This is a genomic window from Kitasatospora sp. NPDC058032 (assembly GCF_042885845.1).
Taxonomy (GTDB): Bacteria; Actinomycetota; Actinomycetes; order Streptomycetales; family Streptomycetaceae; genus Kitasatospora.
Map to the genome: position 1 here is coordinate 22,996 of NZ_JBHVRK010000024.1, position 20,519 is coordinate 43,514.

Annotated in this window: 22 protein-coding genes; 17 read left to right on the forward strand and 5 right to left on the reverse strand. The window is 73.7% G+C overall.

The genetic code is table 11. From position 1 onward, the window contains the following. The first annotated feature begins 78 nt into the window (after positions 1-78). From ACFVUH_RS29670 to ACFVUH_RS29730, 13 genes are all read left to right on the forward strand, one after another. Positions 79-828, forward strand: a complete 750-nt coding sequence (locus ACFVUH_RS29670) for a 16S rRNA (uracil(1498)-N(3))-methyltransferase (protein ID WP_355375146.1) — start codon at positions 79-81, stop codon at positions 826-828. A 76-nt stretch (positions 829-904) separates the two neighbouring features. Continuing rightward, complete coding sequence (locus ACFVUH_RS29675; RefSeq protein WP_387916403.1) at positions 905-4,147, forward strand: S41 family peptidase; 3,243 nt, start codon at positions 905-907, stop codon at positions 4,145-4,147. Positions 4,148-4,249: 102 nt separating this feature from the next. After that, the gene (locus ACFVUH_RS29680; protein WP_355375140.1) at positions 4,250-4,603 is read left to right on the forward strand and encodes a histidine triad nucleotide-binding protein; all 354 of its coding nucleotides are present in this window, start codon (positions 4,250-4,252) and stop codon (positions 4,601-4,603) included. A 4-nt stretch (positions 4,604-4,607) separates the two neighbouring features. Then, positions 4,608-5,528 carry a ribonuclease Z gene (locus ACFVUH_RS29685; RefSeq protein WP_355375137.1) on the forward strand — a complete coding sequence of 307 codons (921 nt, stop codon included), beginning with the start codon at positions 4,608-4,610 and terminating at the stop codon, positions 5,526-5,528. Between the two features lie 219 nt (positions 5,529-5,747). Further along, positions 5,748-6,872 (forward strand): PhoH family protein, encoded by a 1,125-nt coding sequence (locus ACFVUH_RS29690; protein ID WP_387916405.1) that lies wholly within the window; start codon positions 5,748-5,750, stop codon positions 6,870-6,872. A gap of 14 nt (positions 6,873-6,886) precedes the next feature. Continuing rightward, positions 6,887-7,381: an rRNA maturation RNase YbeY gene (gene ybeY, locus ACFVUH_RS29695; RefSeq protein WP_355375134.1), complete on the forward strand. Its 495-nt coding sequence runs from the start codon at positions 6,887-6,889 to the stop codon at positions 7,379-7,381. Positions 7,382-7,400: 19 nt separating this feature from the next. After that, the gene (locus ACFVUH_RS29700; protein WP_387916407.1) at positions 7,401-8,726 is read left to right on the forward strand and encodes a hemolysin family protein; all 1,326 of its coding nucleotides are present in this window, start codon (positions 7,401-7,403) and stop codon (positions 8,724-8,726) included. 33 nt (positions 8,727-8,759) lie between these two features. Beyond that, entirely contained in the window at positions 8,760-8,996 is a 237-nt protein-coding gene (locus ACFVUH_RS29705) for a hypothetical protein (protein ID WP_355375129.1), read from the forward strand. Between the two features lie 30 nt (positions 8,997-9,026). After that, positions 9,027-9,566 (forward strand): DUF4383 domain-containing protein, encoded by a 540-nt coding sequence (locus ACFVUH_RS29710; RefSeq protein WP_355375127.1) that lies wholly within the window; start codon positions 9,027-9,029, stop codon positions 9,564-9,566. 30 nt (positions 9,567-9,596) lie between these two features. Then, positions 9,597-9,962: a cytidine deaminase gene (locus ACFVUH_RS29715; RefSeq protein ID WP_355375124.1), complete on the forward strand. Its 366-nt coding sequence runs from the start codon at positions 9,597-9,599 to the stop codon at positions 9,960-9,962. Between the two features lie 126 nt (positions 9,963-10,088). Beyond that, the gene (locus ACFVUH_RS29720) at positions 10,089-10,250 is read left to right on the forward strand and encodes a hypothetical protein (RefSeq protein WP_355375122.1); all 162 of its coding nucleotides are present in this window, start codon (positions 10,089-10,091) and stop codon (positions 10,248-10,250) included. A 55-nt stretch (positions 10,251-10,305) separates the two neighbouring features. After that, the gene (era, locus tag ACFVUH_RS29725) at positions 10,306-11,235 is read left to right on the forward strand and encodes a GTPase Era (RefSeq protein ID WP_380684897.1); all 930 of its coding nucleotides are present in this window, start codon (positions 10,306-10,308) and stop codon (positions 11,233-11,235) included. Between the two features lie 27 nt (positions 11,236-11,262). Continuing rightward, complete coding sequence (locus ACFVUH_RS29730; protein ID WP_387916410.1) at positions 11,263-11,976, forward strand: alpha/beta fold hydrolase; 714 nt, start codon at positions 11,263-11,265, stop codon at positions 11,974-11,976. 23 nt (positions 11,977-11,999) lie between these two features. On the opposite strand, the gene ACFVUH_RS29735 is transcribed toward ACFVUH_RS29730, so the two are convergent. Together ACFVUH_RS29735 and ACFVUH_RS29740 are read right to left on the reverse strand one after the other, a co-directional pair. Further along, on the reverse strand, positions 12,000-12,266 hold the full coding sequence (locus ACFVUH_RS29735; protein ID WP_344337572.1) for a protealysin inhibitor emfourin: 267 nt from the start codon (positions 12,264-12,266) through the stop codon (positions 12,000-12,002). 67 nt (positions 12,267-12,333) lie between these two features. Further along, positions 12,334-13,356 carry a M4 family metallopeptidase gene (locus tag ACFVUH_RS29740; RefSeq protein WP_387916411.1) on the reverse strand — a complete coding sequence of 341 codons (1,023 nt, stop codon included), beginning with the start codon at positions 13,354-13,356 and terminating at the stop codon, positions 12,334-12,336. A gap of 373 nt (positions 13,357-13,729) precedes the next feature. Between ACFVUH_RS29740 and leuA the strand changes: the two genes are divergently transcribed. The 4 genes from leuA to ACFVUH_RS29760 all read left to right on the forward strand — a co-directional run bounded on the left by leuA (position 13,730) and on the right by ACFVUH_RS29760 (position 18,273). Further along, a complete protein-coding gene (leuA, locus tag ACFVUH_RS29745) occupies positions 13,730-15,526 on the forward strand; it encodes a 2-isopropylmalate synthase (RefSeq protein ID WP_387916413.1) in 1,797 nt (598 codons plus the stop codon). 424 nt (positions 15,527-15,950) lie between these two features. Continuing rightward, entirely contained in the window at positions 15,951-16,460 is a 510-nt protein-coding gene (locus ACFVUH_RS29750) for a TerB family tellurite resistance protein (RefSeq protein ID WP_355375108.1), read from the forward strand. Between the two features lie 216 nt (positions 16,461-16,676). Beyond that, positions 16,677-17,423 carry a DNA repair protein RecO gene (recO, locus tag ACFVUH_RS29755; RefSeq protein ID WP_355375105.1) on the forward strand — a complete coding sequence of 249 codons (747 nt, stop codon included), beginning with the start codon at positions 16,677-16,679 and terminating at the stop codon, positions 17,421-17,423. Positions 17,424-17,427: 4 nt separating this feature from the next. Continuing rightward, positions 17,428-18,273: an isoprenyl transferase gene (locus ACFVUH_RS29760; RefSeq protein ID WP_380689842.1), complete on the forward strand. Its 846-nt coding sequence runs from the start codon at positions 17,428-17,430 to the stop codon at positions 18,271-18,273. A 71-nt stretch (positions 18,274-18,344) separates the two neighbouring features. Here the strand turns inward: ACFVUH_RS29760 and ACFVUH_RS29765 are convergent, their stop codons facing one another. Genes ACFVUH_RS29765 through ACFVUH_RS29775 form a run of 3 tightly spaced genes read right to left on the reverse strand, consistent with a single transcriptional unit; the run spans position 18,345 to position 20,511 of the window. Further along, a complete protein-coding gene (locus ACFVUH_RS29765; protein ID WP_355373061.1) occupies positions 18,345-18,755 on the reverse strand; it encodes a Fur family transcriptional regulator in 411 nt (136 codons plus the stop codon). A 35-nt stretch (positions 18,756-18,790) separates the two neighbouring features. Next, positions 18,791-19,735: a metal ABC transporter permease gene (locus tag ACFVUH_RS29770; RefSeq protein ID WP_355373059.1), complete on the reverse strand. Its 945-nt coding sequence runs from the start codon at positions 19,733-19,735 to the stop codon at positions 18,791-18,793. After that, a complete protein-coding gene (locus ACFVUH_RS29775) occupies positions 19,732-20,511 on the reverse strand; it encodes a metal ABC transporter ATP-binding protein (protein WP_387916414.1) in 780 nt (259 codons plus the stop codon). Before ACFVUH_RS29775 ends, ACFVUH_RS29770 begins: the two co-directional genes overlap by 4 nt. Positions 20,512-20,519: the final 8 nt, after the last annotated feature.

The following is a 20,519-nucleotide window of genomic DNA, read 5'->3' on the forward strand; positions in this document are numbered from 1 at the left end:
TCCCGCGCGGGGGTGCCGAGGCTTCCTCGGCACCCCTTTTGCGTCCCCGTTCCCGTTCCCACCCCGGAGGTTCCCCGCATGACCGCGCCCGTGTTCGTCGTCGAGACCGAGCGGATCGCCGCCGCCGCGCCCGGCGCGCCGGTGCGGCTGGACGGGCCGGAGGGCCGGCACGCGGCCGCGGTGAAGCGGCTGGAGCCGGGCGAGGCGGTCACCCTGGCGGACGGTCTGGGCCTGGGCGTGGACGGCACCGTCGCGGCGGTGCACGGCAAGGACGCGGTCGACGTGACGGTGACGGCCGTGCGCCGCGAGCCGGAGCCGGCGCCGCGGATCGTGGTCGTCCAGGCGCTGCCCAAGGGCGACCGGGGCGAACTGGCCGTGGAGACCATGACCGAGGTCGGCGTGGACGTGGTGATCCCCTGGGCGGCCTCGCGCTGCATCACCCAGTGGAAGGGCGAGCGCGGCGCCAAGGCGCTCGCCAAGTGGCGGGCCACCGCGCGGGAGGCCGGCAAGCAGTCGCGCCGGCTGCGCTTCCCCGAGGTCCGCGAGCCGATGACCACCCGGCAGCTGGCCCCGGTGCTGGCCGGAGCCGCGTTCGCGGCCGTGCTGCACGAGGAGGGCGCCGAGCCGCTGGCCGGGGCCGCGCTGCCGGACGGCGGGGACCTGGTGCTGGTGGTCGGCCCGGAGGGCGGCGTCTCCCCGGAGGAACTGGCCGCCTTCGCCGAGCACGGCGCGAAGCCGTACCGGCTCGGCCCCTCGGTACTGCGCACCTCCACCGCCGGGGTGGCGGCCGGCGCGCTGCTGCTGGGCCGCACCGGCCGCTGGTCGTAGGGGCGCGTCCCCCGCGGGGGTTCGGGGTCGGTAAAGTCCGGGCGCGCGGCGCGGCCGGGTGCCTAGGGTGACGGGTGTGAGCGAACCCGAGAGCACTCCCGTGGGCGCCTATCTGCGCCATCCGCACCTGCACGGCGACCTGATCACCTTCGTGGCCGAGAACGACGTGTGGCTCGCCCCGCTGGACGGCGGCCGGGCCTGGCGGCTGACGGCCGATCACGTCCCGGTCCGCCGCCCCCGCTTCTCCCCGGACGGCCGGTACGTCGCCTTCACCTCGACCCGGGACGGCGCCCCCGAGGTGCACCTCGCGCCGGTGGACGGCGGCCCGTCCCGCCGGCTCACCCACTGGGGCGACGCGCAGACCCAGCTGCGCGGCTGGACGGCGGACGGCCGGCCGATCGCCACCACCGCCGCCGGGCAGGCCTCGCTGCGCCGCACCTGGGCGCACGCCGTGCCGCTGGACGGCGGCGAGCCGGTGCGGCTGCCGTACGGCCCGGTCGGCGGGCTGGCCTTCGAGCCGGGCGGTGACCGGGCGCTGCTGGTCTCGGCGTTCGGCGTGGAGCCGGCCTGGTGGAAGCGGTACCGGGGCGGGCGGGCCGGCAAGCTGTGGATCGGCACCGAGCGCTTCGAGCGGGTCCACGAGGAGCTGGACGGCAACATCGAGTCGCCGCTGTGGGTCGGGGAGCGCATCGCGTTCCTCTCCGACCACGAGGGCGTCGGCGCGCCGTACTCCAGCCTCCCGGACGGCTCCGACCTGCGCCGCCACGGCAGCTCCCCGGAGGGCTTCTACGCCCGCGACGCCGCCACCGACGGCGCCCGGGTGGTCTGGCACGCCGCCGGCGAGCTGTGGCTGCTGGACGACCTGGCGGGCGCCGAGCCGCGCCGCCTCGACGTCCGGCCGGCCGGCCCGCGCGCCGGCCGCCGGCCCCGCCCGGTGTCCGCCGCGTACTGGCTGGAGGGCGCCGCCCCGGACCGCACCGGCCGGGCGGGCGCGGTGGTGGTGCGCGGCACCGTGCACTGGCTGGCCCACCGGGAGGGACCGGCCCGGGTGCTGGACGAGACACCGGGCGTGCGCGGGCGGCTGGCCCGGGTGGTGCCGGGCGCGGCGGGCGAGGACGCCGCGCAGGGCGTGGTCTGGGTGACCGACGCCGGGGGCGAGGACGCGATCGAGTACGCGCCCGAGGCGCTCGGCGCCGAGCGCCGCCGGCTGGCCGCCGGGGAGCTGGGGCGGGTCCGCGCGCTGGTGGTCTCGCCGGACGGCAAGCGGCTGGCGGTCGGCGCGCACGACGGCCGGGTGCTGCTGGTCTCGCTGGCCGACGGCTCCGTGCACGAGCTGGCGCACAGCACCGACGGCGAGGTCGGCGGGCTGGCGTTCAGCCCGGACTCGGCCTGGCTGGCCTGGTCGCAGCCGACCCTCGGCCCGTGGTCGCTGCGTCAGATCGTGCTGGCCGACCTGGCCACCCGGACGGTCTGCGAGGCGACCCCGCAGCGGTTCGTCGACTACTCGCCGGCCTTCACCGCGGACGGCCGGCACCTGGCCTTCCTCTCGGTGCGCAACTTCGACCCGGTGTACGACTCGCACGTCTTCGACCTGTCGTTCCCCAACGGCTGCCGCCCGTACCTGATCACGCTGGCCGCCGACACGCCGTCCCCGTTCGGGCCGAGCCGGGCCGGGCGGACCGTCGGCGGCGAGGACGACGAGCCCAAGGGCAAGCGGCCGGACGGCGAGGAGGGCGGGGCCGACGCGCCGCCGGTGACCCGGGTCGACCTGGACGGCATCGCCGACCGGATCGTGCCGTTCCCGGTCGAGGGCGGCCGGTTCGGCACCCTGCGGGCCGCCAAGGACGGGGTGCTGTGGACCCGCGTCCCGCTGGTCGGCGAGCTGGGCGACGAGGCCGCCTCGCTGGACGACGAGCGCCCGCGGCCCACCCTGGAGCGCTTCGACCTCCGCAAGCGCCGGGCCGAGCAGCTGGTGGACGGCCTGGACGCGTTCGCGGTGAGCGGCGACGGCACCCGGCTGGCGGTGCTGGACGAGGGCGAGCTGCGGATCCTGCCCGCCGGCCACAAGGCGTCCGGCGAGGACGAGGAGATCGACGTCGACCTGGACCGGCTGCGGGTGACCGTCGACCCGGCGGCCGAGTGGCGGCAGATGTACGACGAGAACGGCCGCCTGATGCGGGACAACTTCTGGCGCCCGGACCTCTCCGGGGTCGACTGGGCGGGGGTGCTGGACCGCTACCGCCCGCTGGTGGAGCGGCTGGGTTCGCACGACGACCTGGTGGACCTGCTCTGGGAGGTGCACGGCGAGCTGGGCACCTCGCACGCGTACGTGGTGCCGCCCGGCCGGCACACCGAGGCGGCCCGCCGGCAGGGCCTGCTCGGCGCCGACCTGGTCCGCGACGGCGAGGTGTGGCGGATCGCCCGGATCCTGCCCGGCGAGTCCTCGGACCCGCGGGCGCACTCGCCGCTGGCCGCCCCGGGCGCGGCGATCCGCCCGGGGGACGCCGTGCTGGCGGTCAACGGCCGCCCGGTGGACCCGGTGACCGGCCCGGCGCCGCTGCTGGCGGGCACCGCCGGGCAGCCGGTGGAGCTGACCGTGGCCGGCAAGGACGGCACCGACCGGCGCCACCCGGTGGTCGTCCCGCTGGCCGACGACGAGGCGCTGCGCTACCACGACTGGGTGGCCGGACGGCGGGCCGCCGTGCGCGAGCTGTCCGAGGGCCGGCTCGGCTACCTGCACATCCCGGACATGCAGACCACCGGCTGGGCCCAGATCCACCGCGACCTGCGCTCGGAGATGGCCCGGGAGGGCGTGATCGTCGACATCCGGGGCAACCGGGGCGGGCACACCTCGCAGCTGGTGATCGAGAAGCTGTCCCGGCGGGTCGTCGGCTGGGGCGTCGCCCGGGACGTCGCCAATCCGTCGCCGTACCCCGAGGACGCGCCGCGCGGGCCGGTCGTCGCGCTGGCCGACGAGTACTCCGGTTCGGACGGCGACATCGTCAACGCCGCCATCCAGGCGCTCGGCATCGGCCCGGTGGTCGGCACCCGCACCTGGGGCGGGGTGATCGGCATCGACAGCCGCTACTCGCTGGTGGACGGCACCCTGGTGACCCAGCCGAAGTACGCGTTCTGGTCGGAGCGGGTCGGCTGGGGCCTGGAGAACCACGGCGTGGACCCGGACGTCGAGGTGCCCTTCCCGCCGCACGCCTGGGCGGCGGGGGAGGACCCGCAGCTCGCCGAGGGCGTGCGGCTGGCCCTGGCGGCGCTCGCCGAGCGGCCGGCGAAGACCCCGCCGCCGCTGCCCGGGCAGTGCTAGACCGTGCGCGGCGGGAGGCCGGTCCGGCCTCCCGCCGCGCGGCGGCTCCGCTAGCATGCCGCCGTACGCACCCACCCGAGCAGCACCAGCGAGGAGAACCCGATGGCCGGCGAGCCGCAGCCCGACTGCCTGTTCTGCAAGATCGTGGCGGGCGAGATCCCGGCCACCGTGGTGCGCAAGACCGAGCGGGTGCTCGCCTTCCGCGACATCGCGCCGAAGGCCCCGCTGCACGTCCTGGTGATCCCGCACGCCCACTACCCCAACGCCGCCGCGCTGGCCGCCGAGGAGCCGGAGATCGCCGGCGAACTGCTCGCCGAGGCCGGCCGGGTGGCCGCCGACGAGGGCGTCCAGGACTACCGGCTGATCTTCAACACCGGCGCCGGCGCCGGGCAGACGGTCTTCCACGCCCACGTCCACGTGCTCGGCGGCAGGTCGATGACCGAGGACATGGTCTGACGGGGTGTCGCAGCGCGAACTCGTCGTCCTCGGCACCGCCAGCCAGGTGCCGACCCGGCACCGCAACCACAACGGCTACCTGCTGCGCTGGGACGGCGAGGGCCTGCTCCTCGACCCCGGTGAGGGCACCCAGCGCCAGATGCTGCGCGCCGGGGTCTCGGCCACCCAGCTCACCCGGATCGCCGTCACACACTTCCACGGCGACCACAGCCTCGGCCTCGCCGGGGTGATCCAGCGGATCAACCTCGACCGGGTCCCGCACCCGGTGGACGTCTACTTCCCGGCCTCCGGCGAGGTGTACTTCGAGCGGCTGCGCCACGCCACCGCCTACCACGAGACGGCCGTGCTGCGCCCCCGCCCGATCGAGGAGTCCGGCCCGCTGCCGGTGCCCGGCGCCCGCTTCGCGCTGGACGCCGTCCGGCTCTCGCACCCGGTCGAGTCCTTCGGCTACCGGCTCAGCGAGCCGGACGGCCGCCGGCTGGTGCCCGAACGGCTGGCCGCCCTGGGCATCGGCGGCCCGGACGTCGGCCGGCTGCAGCGGCAGGGCGCGATCGAGACCGACGGCCGGCGGATCACCCTGGACGAGGTCAGCGAGCCCCGGCCCGGCCAGCGGTTCGCCTTCGTCATGGACACCCGGCTCTGCGAGGGCGTGCACGAACTCGCCGAGGGCGCCGACCTGCTGGTCGTCGAGGCCACCTTCACCGACGCCGACGCCCGGCTCGCCGAGGACCACGGCCACCTCACCGCCGGCCAGGCCGGCAAGGTCGCCGCCGAGGCGGGCGCCCGCAGCCTGGTGCTGACCCATTTCTCCCAGCGCTACCCGGACCTCGGCCAGCACCTCGCCGACGCCCGCAAGCACTTCGACGGCCCGATCGTGCTTGCCGAGGACCTCGTCCGGGTACCAGTACCGCCCCGGCGCACGTGACCCGGCCGTACCCGTACGCGTACCCGCGCCGACGCCGGTACGGCGGGCGGCCGGGGCGGAAAACCGGTCGCGCCACCCCGGCGATCTGCCGCAGCATCGTCGGGTGCGGCCCCGCCGCCCGCCGCGTCGATCACGTGCGCGGCGTACCCTGGTGCCCCGGAGAGACCCGAGCGGCACCACGAGACACGGATGGGATGAGGCAGGCCCCAGCGCCGACCTATGAGTGACACATCGCAGACCCGTACCAACGGACAGCCGCGCCCCGAGTCGGCCGACGACGGCCGCGTCAGCGTCCGGATCGTCATCCCCGAGAAGCATCCGATGGTCACCCTGCTCGGCGCCGCCGACTCGCTGCTGCGGGTGATCGAGCAGGGCTTCCCCGCCGCCGACATCCACGTCCGCGGCAACGAGGTGACCGCGACCGGCCAGCGCGCCGAGGTGGCCCTCGTCAAGCAGCTGTTCAGCGAGATGATGCTGGTGCTGCGCACCGGCCAACCCCTGACGGAGGACGCCGTGGAGCGCTCCATCGCCATGCTCCGCGGTGCCGCGGACGACCCGGACAGCCCGGCGCCCTCGCAGGTGTTCACCGCGAACATCCTGTCCAACCGGGGCCGGACCATCCGTCCCAAGACCCTCAACCAGCAGCGCTACGTCGACGCGATCGACAAGCACACGATCGTCTTCGGCCTCGGCCCGGCCGGTACCGGCAAGACCTACCTGGCGATGGCCAAGGCCGTGCAGGCCCTGCAGGCCAAGGAGGTCAACCGGATCATCCTGACCCGCCCGGCCGTCGAGGCGGGGGAGCGGCTGGGCTTCCTGCCCGGCACCCTCTACGAGAAGATCGACCCGTACCTGCGCCCGCTGTACGACGCGCTGCACGACATGATGGACCCGGACTCCATCCCGCGCCTGATGGCCGCCGGGACCATCGAGGTCGCGCCGCTCGCCTACATGCGCGGCCGTACCCTCAACGACGCCTTCATCATCCTCGACGAGGCCCAGAACACCTCGCCCGAGCAGATGAAGATGTTCCTCACCCGCCTCGGGTTCAACTCCCGGGTGGTCGTCACCGGCGACACCAGCCAGATCGACCTCCCGGGCGGCACCCGCAGCGGCCTCAAGGTCGTCCAGGACATCCTGGCCGACGTGCCCGACATCCACTTCTCCGTCCTCACCAGCACCGACGTGGTCCGCCACAAGCTGGTCGGCCGGATCGTGGACGCGTACGAGCGCTGGGACGCCCGCCAGGAGGCCCAGGAGACCGAGGAGCGCCGGCTCCCGGTCAAGCCCGCCCAGCGGCGCGGCTCGCGCGCACCCCGACAGTCCCATCGCACCGAAAGCTGAGTAACCAGCCCGTCATGTCGATCGACATCGCCAACGAGTCCGGTTGGGACGCCGACGAGGAGTCCATCCTCGACGTCGCCCGCTACGCACTGGACAAGATGCGGATCCACCCGCAGTCCGAACTGTCCGTGATCCTGGTGGACGGGGCGGCGATGGAGGAGCTGCACATCCAGTGGATGGACCTCCCGGGCCCGACGGACGTGATGTCCTTCCCGATGGACGAGCTGCGCCCCGGCAAGGAGGGCGAGGAGCTGCCGCAGGGCCTGCTCGGCGACATCGTGCTCTGCCCCGAGGTCGCCGAGCAGCAGGGCAAGGCGGCCCCGTCGAAGCACTCGATGGACGAGGAGCTGCAGCTGCTCACCGTCCACGGCGTGCTGCACGTGCTCGGCTACGACCACGAGGAGCCGGACGAGGAGGCCGAGATGTTCGGCCTCCAGAAGGCGATCCTCGACGGCTGGCGGGCCGAGCGGGGCCTCGGCGGCATCTCGCCGGCCCCCACCACCCACTGAGCGCGGAGCCCGAACCCCTGTGAGTGGTGAGAGTACGAGTTTCATCCTCGGTGCCGTGCTGCTCGTCGTGCTCGGCTGGCTGGCCGCGTGCGCCGAGGCGGGCATCTCCCGGGTCTCCCGCTTCCGGGCGGAGGAGGCCGTGCGCTCCGGGCGCAAGGGCTCGGCCCGGCTGCTGGCGCTGGCCACCGACCCGATCCGCTACCTCAACCTGGCCACCCTGATCCGGGTGGCCAGCGAGATGGCGGCGGCGGTCCTGGTCACCGTGGTGTGCGTGCGCACCATCGACACGACCTGGCAGGCCGTGCTGCTGGCGTTCGGCGTGATGGTGCTGGTGTCGTTCGTGGCGGTGGGCGTCTCCCCGCGCACGATCGGGCGCCAGCACCCGCTCACCACCGCCACCGCGGCCTCCTTCGTGCTGCTGCCGCTGGCCCGGATCCTCGGCCCGATCCCGCGGCTGCTGATCCTGCTCGGCAACGCCCTGACCCCCGGGAAGGGCTACAAGGAGGGCCCGTTCGCCTCCGAGGCGGAGCTGCGGGCCCTGGTCGACCTGGCGGAGAAGAACGACGTCATCGAGGACGAGGAGCGCCGGATGGTGCACTCGGTCTTCGAACTGGGCGACACCATCGTGCGCGAGGTGATGGTGCCGCGCACCGATCTGGTGATGATCGAGCGGCACAAGACCGTGCGGCAGGCGCTGACCCTGGCGCTGCGCTCGGGCTTCTCGCGGATCCCGGTGGTCGGCGACAACGAGGACGACGTGGTCGGCATCGTCTACCTCAAGGACCTGGTGCGCCGCACCCACATCAACCGGGACTCGGAGTCCGACGAGGTCGGCGCGGTGCTGCGCCCGGCGGTGTTCGTCCCGGACTCCAAGCCGGCCGCCGACCTGCTGCGCGAGATGCAGCAGATGCGCTCGCACGTGGCGATCGTGATCGACGAGTACGGCGGCACGGCCGGCCTGGTCACCATCGAGGACATCCTGGAGGAGATCGTCGGCGAGATCACCGACGAGTACGACCGGGAGATCCCGCCGGTGGAGGACCTCGGCGACGGCTCGTACCGGATCACCGCGCGGCTGCTGGTCGAGGACCTCGGCGAGCTGTTCGGGATCGAGCTGGAGGACGAGGACGTCGAGACGGTCGGCGGCCTGCTGGCCAAGCGCCTGGGCCGGGTGCCGATCCCCGGCTCGTCCTGCGAGATCCCGGTGCCGGAGGAGGTCCCGGGCGGCCTGACCGCGATCCGGCTGACCGCCGAGAGCTCGGCCGGGCGCCGCAACCGGATCGGCTCCGTCGTCGCCGCCCCGGTGGGCACCGGGCCGGGGGCGGAGCGGGAGGGCGGCGAGTAGCGTTCGGGTGCTTCCGGAGCGACGATGGGAGGCATGACTCACCAACTTCGCGCGGAGTACGGCCCGCAGGGGAGCGCGGGCGGGGTGAAGGTGTGGCACGTCGTGCGGGAGAAGGACCCGGCCCTGGCGTTGTGCGGCCGGACCATTCCCGCCGAGGCGGAGAGCCGGCCGGAGCAGGAGTGGGGGACCGGGCTCCGGGGCTGCCAGCAGTGCGGCTCGCTGTACATGCACGAGGTGCCGCACATGCAGGGGGCCCACCCCTACAGCTAGCCAGGCGTTACGGCCACCCCGGAGGTCGCCATGAAGCTGCAAGACGAACTGCCCGTCGACCACAAACTGGTGCTGGTCTGGCGGATCGGGGCGGGGCTCGGCGGGATCTTCCTGATCGTGTTCGGCAGCCTGGGGCTGGCCGACCACCCGGGCTTCCTGTCCACCCAGGGCAACGAGATCGCGGGGATGTCCACCAACGGCGCGCTGAGCGTCCTGTCCATCGTGGTGGGCGGGATCCTGGTGATCGGCGCGGTCGTCGGCGGGAACTTCGCCGCCAATCTGAACATGGCGGCCGGTGCGCTGTTCATCCTCTCCGGGTTCTACGGGCTCACGGTGCTCGGCCGGTCGGACGCCAACATCCTGAACTTCGGCATCGCCAACGTGATCTTCGCCTTCGCCTTCGGCGTGGTGATCACGACGTTCGGGATGTACGGGCGGGTCAGCAGCCACCTGCCGCACGACAACCCGTACTGGCGCAAGCGGACGGGGGAGGAGCTGGGGATGCCGAGCGGCCCCAAGACCTTCGTGAAGGTGATGCGGCCCGGACCGCCCAACCCGGTCGGGCACTGAGGACGCCCGCCGGCCCCGCGGCCGGGGCCTATGCTCCTGGGCATGAGTGACATCGTCGAGCTGGACCCCGAAGACAAGAAGATCATCACCCTGGCCCGCTCCGTCCGCGCCCGCAACGGCGTGGCGGAGGGGGCCGCGGTGCGTGACGAGACCGGTCGCACCTACGTGGCCGGGACGGTCGCGCTGGAGTCGCTGCGGCTGAGCGCGGTGCGGACGGCGGTGGCGATGGCGGTGGCCAGCGGCGCGAAGTCGCTGGAGGCGGCGGCCGTGGTGACCGAGGCGGAGCAGCCCGCGGAGGCCGACCTCGCGGCGGTCCGGGACCTCGGCGGTGCGGGCACCCCGCTGCTGCTGGCGGGCCCGGACGGGGCGCTGCGCGCCTCGGTCGGGGCTCGCTGAACGCGCGCGGTCCGCACGGTGCCCGGGGCGCGCGCCCCGGGCACCGGCGCGTTCCGGCGGCCCTGATTCCGACGGATAATCTCACCGGGGACGGGCGGGGAGCCGGCACGGTGAGGGGGCTGGGCGATGCTGGGGACGTTCGCGTTCTTCGCGGGGCTGTTGGCGGGCGTGATGGGCATGGGCAAGTGGCAGGAGACCGGGTCGCCGTTCTGGCTCTGGGGCTCCGTCTCCTTCCTGGTGATCGTCCTCGGCTGGGGCCTGGGCGCGGCGTTCAAGGGGAAGAAGTGAGGGCCCGGACGGCCGGTGTCCGCCCCGGCGGGGGTGATCAGGGAGAATGGAGCCCATGAATGCCCCTTCCTCCTCGTACCGCTCCGGCTTCGCGTGCTTCGTCGGCCGGCCCAACGCGGGCAAGTCGACCCTGACCAACGCTCTGGTGGGGACGAAGGTCGCGATCACCTCCGACCGCCCGCAGACCACCCGGCACACCGTTCGCGGCATCGTGCACCGCCCGGACGCCCAGCTGGTGCTGGTGGACACCCCCGGCCTGCACAAGCCCCGCACCCTGCTCGGCGAGCGCCTCAACGACCTGGTCCGCAGCACCTGGGCCGAGGTCGACGTGATCGGCTTCTGCCTGCCCGCCGACCAGAAGCTCGGCCCCGGCGACAAGTTCATCGCCAAGGAGCTCGCCGAGATCAAGAAGACCCCCAAGGTCGCCATCGTCACCAAGACCGACCTGGTCGACTCCAAGCGGCTGGCCGAGCAGCTGATCGCCGTCCACCAGCTCGGCGCCGAGCTGGGCATCGAGTGGGCCGAGATCATCCCGGTCTCGGCGGTCGGCGACAAGCAGGTCGAGCTGGTCGGCGAGCTGATCAGCAAGCTGCTCCCGGAGGGCGTGCCGCTCTACCCGGACGGCGACCTCACCGACGAGCCCGAGCAGATCATGGTGGCCGAGCTGATCCGCGAGGCCGCGCTGGAGGGCGTCCGCGACGAGCTGCCGCACTCGCTGGCCGTCGTGGTCGAGGAGATGCTGCCGCGCGAGGGCCGTCCGGCCGACCGGCCGCTGCTCGACATCCACGCCAACGTCTACATCGAGCGGCAGAGCCAGAAGGCGATCGTGATCGGGGCCAAGGGCGCCCGGCTCAAGCACGTCGGCACCACCGCCCGCAAGCACATCGAGGCGCTGCTCGGCACCCCGGTCTACCTGGACCTGCACGTCAAGGTCGCCAAGGACTGGCAGCGCGACCCCAAGCAGCTGCGCAAGCTCGGGTTCTGACCGCCGACCGCCGGGGAGGGGCGCCGCATGAAGCTGCACACGCGTGAGTGGGGCACCGGCGGGCGGGTCGCGCTGCTGGTCCACGGGATCATGTCCGACCACCGCAGCTGGCGGTCGGTCGGCCCGGCGCTCGCCGGGCGCGGCTACCGGGTGATCGCCGTCGACCTGCGCGGCCACGGCGCCAGCCGGCGCGGCGAGGGCGCCACCCCGGCGGAGCGCTACGGCCTCGAGCGGTACGCCGAGGACCTGGTCGACACCCTGCCACGGGGCGCCGACCTGGCCATCGGCCACTCGCTGGGCGCGCTGACCCTGCTGCACGCGGTGGAGCGGCTGCGGCCGGCCCGGGCGGTCTACTCCGACCCGGCCTGGCGGTTCGCCCGGCCAGGCCTCTTCGACCCGGCGGTCTTCACCCGGTTCAAGCAGGCCACCCGGGAGCAGATCGGCGCGGTCAACCCGGGCTGGGGCGCCGCCGACGTGGAGACCGAGCTGGCCACCCTGGCGCTGTGGGACCCGGACACCGCGCTGGCGCTCTCCGTGCTGCGCGACCGGGCCGCGCTGCCCGGCGCCCCGGCCGTGCCCTCGCTGGTACAGCTCGCCGACGACAGCTGGCTGATCGGGCCCGAGGACGCCGCGACCCTGCGCGGCCTCGGCTACGAGGTCCGGACGGTCGCCGGGGCCGGCCACTCCATCCACCGGGACGACCTCCCGGGCTTCCTGGCCTCCCTCGACGGCTGGCTGTGAAACCCCGGGCCCGAGGCGCCCGCCTAGGCTCCCTCGCGCAGGACCAGCGAGACCAGTTCGCGCTGGGACTCGGTGAGCTTGGGGTCGGCGCAGTGCACCGTCCGCCCGTCGACGGTGATCTCGTAGTGGAAGCCGTCCGGCACCCCGTAGGAGGGCGTGCGCAGCCCGCCCGCGACGGCCTCGCGGGCGAGCGCGTGCACGTGCGGGGCGTCCACCCGCTCGGTGGTGTCGAGCTCAGCGCGGCGGACGTGTCCCGCGAGGCCGCCGGTCCGGGTCACCTGGATACGCATGGTGTCCATGGTGCTACCCAGCGATGGCGTTTGCCGGGGTTTTCCCGGACCTTGACTTAACTGCGGCTCAAGTCGGGCTGATGCCGACCTTCGCCCAGGACGCGGTCACCGTGTCGGCCACCTCCGGCTCCGGGAAGCGGGCCTTCGCGGCGGCCACGGTGGCCCGGGCGAAGGCGGTGAAGTCGGCGTCGGCGGGCAGCCGCCGGCCGGTCAGCGCGTCGTACCAGATCCGGCCGGCGCGTTCCCAGGCCGAGCCGCCGAGCGCGGTGGCGAGCAGGTAGAAGGCGTGGTTGGGGATGCCCGAGTTGATGTGCACCCCGCCGTTGTCCTGGGCGGTGCGCACGTAGTCGCGCATGTGGGCGGGCTGCGGGTCCTTGCCCAGCCGGGGGTCGTCGTACGCGGTGCCGGGCGCCTTCATCGAGCGCAGCGCGACCCCCTGCACGCCGGGGGCGAGCAGCCCCTCGCCGATCAGCCAGTCCGCCGCGGCGGCGTCCTGGTGCAGCGCGTACTGCTTGACCAGTGAGCCGAAGACGTCGGAGACCGACTCGTTGAGGGCGCCGGGCTGGTCGCGGTACTCCAGGCCGGCGGTGAACTGGGTGACGCCGTGGGTGAGTTCGTGGCCGATGACGTCGATGCAGGCGGTGAAGTCGCCGAACACCTCGCCGTCGCCGTCCCCGAAGACCATCCGCCGGCCGTCCCAGAAGGCGTTGTCGTAGTCCTGGCCGTAGTGGACGGTGGCGTCCAGCCGCAGGCCCTGGTCGTCGATGGAGTGCCGCCCGAAGACGGCGGAGAAGAGGGTCCAGGTGGCGCCGAGGCCGTCGTAGGCGTGGTTGACGGACTGGTCGGGCAGGGGGCTCTCGCCCTCCCGGCGCACGGTGCGTCCGGGCAGGCGTTCGCGGTGCCCGGCGTCGGAGATCACCCGCTCCAGGCGGTCGGTGGCGGCCGGGGCCGGGAGGACGGCGGCGAGCCGCGCGGCCCGGTGCGCGGCGTCGAGGGCGAGGGAGCGGACGGCGGGCTCGTGACCGTCCTCGGCGAGGCGGTCCAGGACGTACGGCGGAACGATCGCGCAGAGCGTCGGTTCGGCTGTCATGTGGCCCAGGGTGAGGCATCGATGACCTGTTGTCACCGGCGCGGACGGGATCGCGCGCCGCCCGGCCGCCGCCGTGCGCCGTCTCAAGGGGTGGGAACAGCGGGCGGCCGGCTTCGGGGTCGCGCGGCGCTGGGTTAGGCTGGGCCGCATCATGCGCAACGGGCTGCTTCTTCTTAGCTGCCGCGTCGAGGGCCTGTAGTCCACCAGGGCCGGCTCCCTCGCCGCGGGGACTGTGCTGCGCGCTGAATTCTGTCGGCCCCACGGAGGGCCGCGAGCGGCAGCAGGCCGGCCGAGTCGGGTGACGACACCTCGGGTGAGGACACCGCCCCGACCAGCCCGCACCACGCATCACAGGAAGCCGAGACTCACCTCCATGACCGAGCAGAGCTCCGCCGCGCCCGTTCCCGCCGCCCGCGCGTTCGTCGACCGTCCCACCCCGATCACCGCCGGCTCGGTGCGCCAGGCCCCGTCCGGCATGCGGTACGGCCGCTACCTGCCCTTCGGCACCGTCGACCTGCCGGACCGCACCTGGCCCTCGAAGGTGATCACCAAGGCGCCGCGCTGGCTCTCCACCGACCTGCGGGACGGCAACCAGGCGCTGATCGACCCGATGTCCCCGGCCCGCAAGCGCAAGATGTTCGACCTGCTGGTCGCGATGGGCTACAAGGAGATCGAGGTCGGCTTCCCCTCCTCCGGGGCCACCGACCACGCCTTCGTGCGCTCGCTGATCGAGGAGGGGGCGATCCCCGAGGACGTCACCATCTCGGTGCTGACCCAGGCGCGCGAGGAGCTGATCGAGAAGACGATCGAGTCGCTGGTCGGCGCGCCGCGCGCGACCGTGCACCTGTACAACGCGACCGCGCCGCTGTTCCGCCGGGTGGTGTTCCGCAACGACGAGGCGGCCACCAAGGCGATCGCCGTCGACGGCACCCGGCTGGTGATGGAGTACGCCGAGAAGCTGCTGGGCGACGACACCGTCTTCGGCTACCAGTACTCGCCGGAGATCTTCGTCGACACCGAGCTGGACTTCGCGCTGGAGGTCTGCGAGGCGGTCATGGACGTCTGGCAGCCGGGCGAGGGCCGCGAGATCATCCTGAACCTGCCGGCCACCGTCGAGCGGGCCACCCCGAACGTCCAGGCCGACCAGTTCGAGTGGATGTCGCGCAACCTGTCGCGCCGCGAGTTCGTCTGCCTGTCGGTGCACCCGCACAACGACCGGGGCACCGCGGTCGCCTCCGCCGAGCTGGCCTACATGGCCGGCGCCGACCGGATCGAGGGCTGCCTGTTCGGGCAGGGCGAGCGGACCGGCAACGTCGACCTGGTGACCCTGGGCATGAACCTGTTCTCGCAGGGCATCGACCCGCAGATCGACTTCTCCGACATCGACGAGGTGCGCCGCACCGCCGAGTACTGCAACCAGATGGAGGTGCACCCGCGCCACCCGTACGCCGGCGACCTGGTGTACACCTCCTTCTCCGGCTCGCACCAGGACGCCATCAAGAAGGGCTTCGACGTCCTGGCGGCGGACGCGGCCGCGGCGGGCGTCCCGGTCGAGGAGCACACCTGGGGCGTGCCGTACCTGCCGATCGACCCGAAGGACGTCGGCCGTACCTACGAGGCGGTCATCCGGGTCAACAGCCAGTCCGGCAAGGGCGGCGTGGCGTACGTGCTGAAGAACGACCACAAGCTGGACCTGCCGCGCCGGATGCAGATCGAGTTCTCCCGGATCATCCAGGCCAAGACCGACGCCGAGGGCGGCGAGGTCTCCCCGGCCGAGATCTGGCGGGTCTTCGAGGACGAGTACCTGCCGACCACGGCCAACCCGTGGGGCCGGATCTCGCTGGGCGGCTCGCGCCGCCTGACCACCGAGGACGGCCGGGACGCGCTGACCGCCGAGGCCGTGGTGGACGGCGCGCCGGTCACCCTGGCCGGTACCGGCAACGGCCCGGTCTCGGCGTTCGCCGACGCGCTGGCGCAGATCGGCGTGGACGTACGGGTGCTGGACTACGCCGAGCACGCGCTGAGCGAGGGCGGCGACGCCCAGGCCGCCGCGTACGTCGAGTGCGCGGTGGACGGCCGGGTGCTGTGGGGCGTCGGGATCGACGGCAACACCGTGCTGGCCTCGCTGAAGGCGATGATCAGCGCCGTCAACCGGGCGCGGCGCGGGTAGTTCGTACGAGTGGTCATGGCCGGGCCGTCCCCTCGGGGGCGGCCCGGCGGCGTTCCCCGGCCGGGCCGGGCGCGTCCGGCGCCCGGGGCGCGCGCGCTGTGTCCTGCGCCACATTTTTTCGCGGATCGGGCCGTTCGAAGTACTGACACCTGTCGGCAACCGTGGCAACATCGTCCCACCGGAAAGCCGGGTCGGTGGGACGGCCCGGCGGCCGGTCGCGTGACCTGCCCATTGTTGTGCAGGCCGCCTGCCATGTCTGGGGAGTGGCGCCGTGACAGGGATGTGGGGTGTTCGCCCGCGGTGGCGGACTGACGTTCTCGGTGACTTCTTCTGTCCAGGCTGTGGCGGGGACCGCAACTACCGCCGGCAGCACGGCCGGCGGTGGCTGCGGCTGCTGGGAACCCCGGTGCTTCCGCTCGGACCGGTGATCGGCAGTGTGCAGTGCACCAGCTGCCACGGCCGGTTCGGGGTGGAGAGCCTCGAACAGCCCACCTGTGTCCGCCTGGGCGGGATGCTGCGCGACGCCCAGTACACCGTCGCGCTGGCCCTGCTGGCCGCCGGCGGCACCGCCCACCGCGCGGCCCGCGAGGCCGCCTGCGCGGCGGTGCGCGACGCCGGGTTCGAGGACTGCGGCGAGGCCCAGGTACTGGCCGCGCTGGCGGCGCTGTCCGGACTCGGCGGCGAACTCTACGACGCGCACGGCATGGCCGGCGGGCTGGCCGTGGAACTGCACGCGGTGCTCGAACCGCTCGCCCCGCACCTGGCCCAGCCGGGCCGGGAGCGGCTGCTGCTGCAGGGCGCGGCGATCGCCCTGGCCGACGGCCGGTACCGGCCGCAGGAGCGGGAGGCGCTGGACGCCGTCGGGCGCTGCCTGGACCTGCCGCAGGCGCGGGTGGGGGCGCTGCTGGAGGCGGCGACCCGGGCGCCGTACTAGAGCTCCCTCCCCCTCCCTCCTCCTGGACTCCTCCACCTGGACCCCCACAACCGGGCCTCCCCCCGGCCCGCCGTGACCCGCACCGCTCGGCGACCCCCCACGGCCCGGTGCGGGCACACGGCTGTCCGTCGGGGTGCGACGGCTGGGGGACAATGGTGGGATGTCCACACTGTTCGAGGCCGCGCTGCCGGGGGCCCGCTGCGGGGAGGCGGGCGCATGAGCCTCTTCCGGGACGACGGCGTGGTGCTCCGGGCGCAGAAGCTCGGCGAGGCCGACCGGATCATCACCCTGCTCACCCGCCACCACGGCAAGGTGCGCGCGGTGGCGCGCGGGGTGCGCAAGACCAAGTCGAAGTTCGGCGCGCGCCTGGAGCCGTTCTCGCACGTGGACGTGCAGTTCTTCAGCCGGGGGAGTGAGCTGATCGGGCGCGGGTTGCCGCTCTGCACCCAGGTGGAGACGATCGCCCCGTACGGCGGCCCGATCGTGGCCGACTACGGCCGCTACACCGCCGGAACGGCCATGCTGGAGACGGCGGAACGGTTCGCCGAGAACGAGGGCCAGCCGGCCGTCCAGCAGTACCTGCTGCTGGTCGGGGGCCTGCGCACGCTGGCGGCCGGACTGCACGAGTCGCACCTGGTGCTGGACGCCTTCCTGCTGCGTTCGCTCGCGGTCAACGGGTACGGCGCGAGCTTCGACATCTGCGCCAAGTGCGGCATGGAGGGCCCCAACCGGTTCTTCTCGCTCCAGGCGGGCGGCGTCCTGTGCGCGGACTGCCGCGTGCCCGGATGTGCCGTACCCTCCCCTGAGACACTGGTACTGCTCGGGGCGCTGCTGTCAGGGGACTGGCGGACGGCCGACGCCTGCGAGCCGAGGTACTGGCGGGAGGGCAGCGGCCTGGTCGCGGCCTATCTGCAGTGGCACCTGGAGCGGGGCATCCGCTCGATGAGATACGTGGAGAAGTGAGCACATGGCAGCGCGACGGCTCTTCGGCGGCGGCAAGCAGCGGGAGTACCTTCCCCCGTCCCCGCACCCCAGCGGCGCCCGGCCCCCGAAGATCCCCGGCGAGCTGGTCCCCAACCACGTCGCGATCGTGATGGACGGCAACGGCCGCTGGGCGAAGGAGCGCGGGCTGCCGCGCACCGAGGGCCACAAGGTCGGCGAGGGCGTCGTGCTGGACGTGCTGAAGGGCGCGATCGAGCTGGGCGTGAAGAACATCTCGCTGTACGCGTTCTCCACCGAGAACTGGAAGCGCTCACCCGACGAGGTGAAGTTCCTGATGAACTTCAACCGGGACGTCATCCACCGCCGCCGCGACGAGATGGACGCGATGGGCGTGCGGGTGCGCTGGGCGGGCCGGATGCCCAAGCTGTGGAAGAGCGTCGTCCAGGAACTGCAGGTCGCCGAGGAGCAGACCAGGGACAACGACGCCGTCACGCTCTACATGTGCGTCAACTACGGTGGCCGGGCCGAGATCGCGGACGCCGCGGCGGCCATCGCGGCCGATGTGGCGGCGGGCCGGCTGGACCCGAAGAAGGTCAACGAGAAGACCCTCGCCAAGTACCTGTACCACCCGGACATGCCGGACGTGGACCTCTTCCTGCGGCCCAGCGGGGAGCAGCGGACGTCCAACTTCCTGCTCTGGCAGTCGGCCTACGCGGAGTTCGTGTTCCAGGACGTGCTCTGGCCGGACTTCGACCGCCGCGATCTGTGGCGGGCCTGCGAGCAGTTCGCGATGCGCGACCGCCGGTTCGGCGGGGCGATCCCCAACGAGGTGCCGGCCGAGCTGGCCGCCGAGGTGCCGGCGCAGCGCTGAGCGCGCCGTCCGGCGCCCGGCACGCGGAAGGGCCCGCGGGAGGTGACTCTCCCGCGGGCCCTCGTCGTCGTTCAGGCGCGCTTGGCGCACTCCGCGCAGGTGCCGAAGATCTCCAGGGTGTGCGCGATGTCGCTGAACCCGTGCTCGGCGGCGACCGAGTTGGCCCAGCGCTCGACGGCCGGGCCCTCGACCTCGACGGTGGCGCCGCACTGCCGGCAGACCAGGTGGTGGTGGTGCCCGCTGCTGCAGCGGCGGTAGACGGCCTCGCCGTCGGCGGTGCGCAGGACGTCGACCTCGCCGGCGTCGGCGAGCGACTGGAGCGTCCGGTAGACGGTGGTGAGGCCGACCGAGTCACCCCGGTGCTTCAGCATGTCGTGGAGCTCCTGCGCGCTGCGGAAGTCCTCGATCTCGTCCAGGACCGCCGAGACGGCGGCGCGCTGCCGGGTCGATCGGGCTCGCGGCGACGGGCCTGCGGTGGTCACCGTGGGTCCTCCTGGTGGTTGGGGCGGCTGGCATCTCATTGTGCCAGCCCCGCACCGGGCGCCCGAGTGGCCGCGTCGGCCCGGCCCGGGGCGCCCGTCGCGGCCGGCTCCGGGTCCGGCAGGCGGACGTCGCAGACCTTCGGGGCGGCGTCGGGGGTGCCGCGGTGGCGGCGCCGGGCGAGTGGTGCGGCGATCGCGCTGAACACCGCGAACACCGCGATGGCGAGCAGCACGATGGCCGGGCCGGACGGCACGTCGAGCTGGTAGGAGCCGGTGACGCCGGCCAGCGCGACGATCACGCCGACCGCGATGGCGCCGGCCTGGGTCGCGGCGAAGGAGCGGGTGAGCTGCTGGGCCGCCGCCACCGGGACCACCATCAGCGCGCTGACCAGCAGCAGGCCGACCACCCGCATGGCGACGGTGACGGTGACCGCGGCCATCACGGCGAGCAGCAGGTTGAGCAGCCGCACCGGGACGCCGGTGACCTTGGCGAAGTCCTCGTCCTGGCAGATCGCGAAGAGCTGGCGGCGCAGGCCCAGGGTGACGGCGACGACGACGGCGCCGAGCGCGGCGATGGTGGCCAGGTCGGCGGGGGAGACGGTCAGGATGGAGCCCCAGAGGTAGCTCTCCAGTGAACCGGCGCCCGCCTGGGCGGACTTGGAGACCAGCAGCTTGCCGCAGGCCATGCCGCCGTAGAAGAGCATCGCGAGGGCGATGTCGCCGCGCTGGTTGCCGCGCGAGCGGACCAGTTCCATGGTGACGGCGCCGAGCACGCAGACCAGGACGGCCATCCAGACCGGGCTGGTCTGGAAGATGAAGCCGAGGCCGACACCGGTCATCGCGACGTGGCCCATGCCGTCGCCCATCAGGGCCTGGCGGCGCTGCACCAGGTAGATGCCGACGGCGGGGGCGGTGATGCCGACCAGGACGGCGGCGATCAGCGCCCGTTGCATGAAGTCGTAGCTGAGCATCTCGGTCATGACAGCAGTCCCCGGATCCGTTCGTGGTCGTGGCCGTGGTCGGCGTGCGGGTGGACGTGGTCGTGGCCGGGCAGGGCGTGCAGGCCGGTGTTGGGGACGGGCGGGCCGTCGTGGGCGACGCAGCCGTCGCGCAGGACCACGGCGCGGTCGATCAGCGGCTCCAGGGGCCCGAGTTCGTGCAGCACCAGCAGGACGGCGGCGCCGCGCGCGACCTCGGCGCGCAGGGTGTCGGCGAGCACCTGCTGGCTGGCGGCGTCCACGCCGGCCATCGGCTCGTCCATGATCAGCAGGTCGGGGGAGCCGGCCAGCGCGCGGGCGATCAGCACCCGCTGCTGCTGGCCGCCGGAGAGGTCGGCGACGCCGTCGCCGGCCCGGTCGAGCATGCCGACGGCGGCCAGCGCGCGGTCCACGGCGGTGCGGTCGGCGCGGCGGAACGGCAGCAGCCGGTGCAGCGGCAGCCGGCCGGTGGAGACGACCTCGCGCACGGTCGCGGGCACGCCGGAGGCGGCGGTGGTGCGCTGGGGGACGTAGCCGATCCGGTGCCAGGCGCGGAACCGGGCGAGCGGGGCGCCGAAGAGTTCCAGGCCGCCGCGCTCCAGCGGGACGGCGCCGGTGACGACCTTGACGGTGGTGGACTTGCCGGAGCCGTTGGCGCCGAGCAGGGCGACCACCTCGCCGGGGCGGACGGTGAGGTCGACGCCGCGCAGCACCGGCCGCCCGCCGCGCGAGGCGACGGCGTCGTGCAGGCGGACGGCCGGGGGTGTCGGGGGAGTCATGCCGGTGG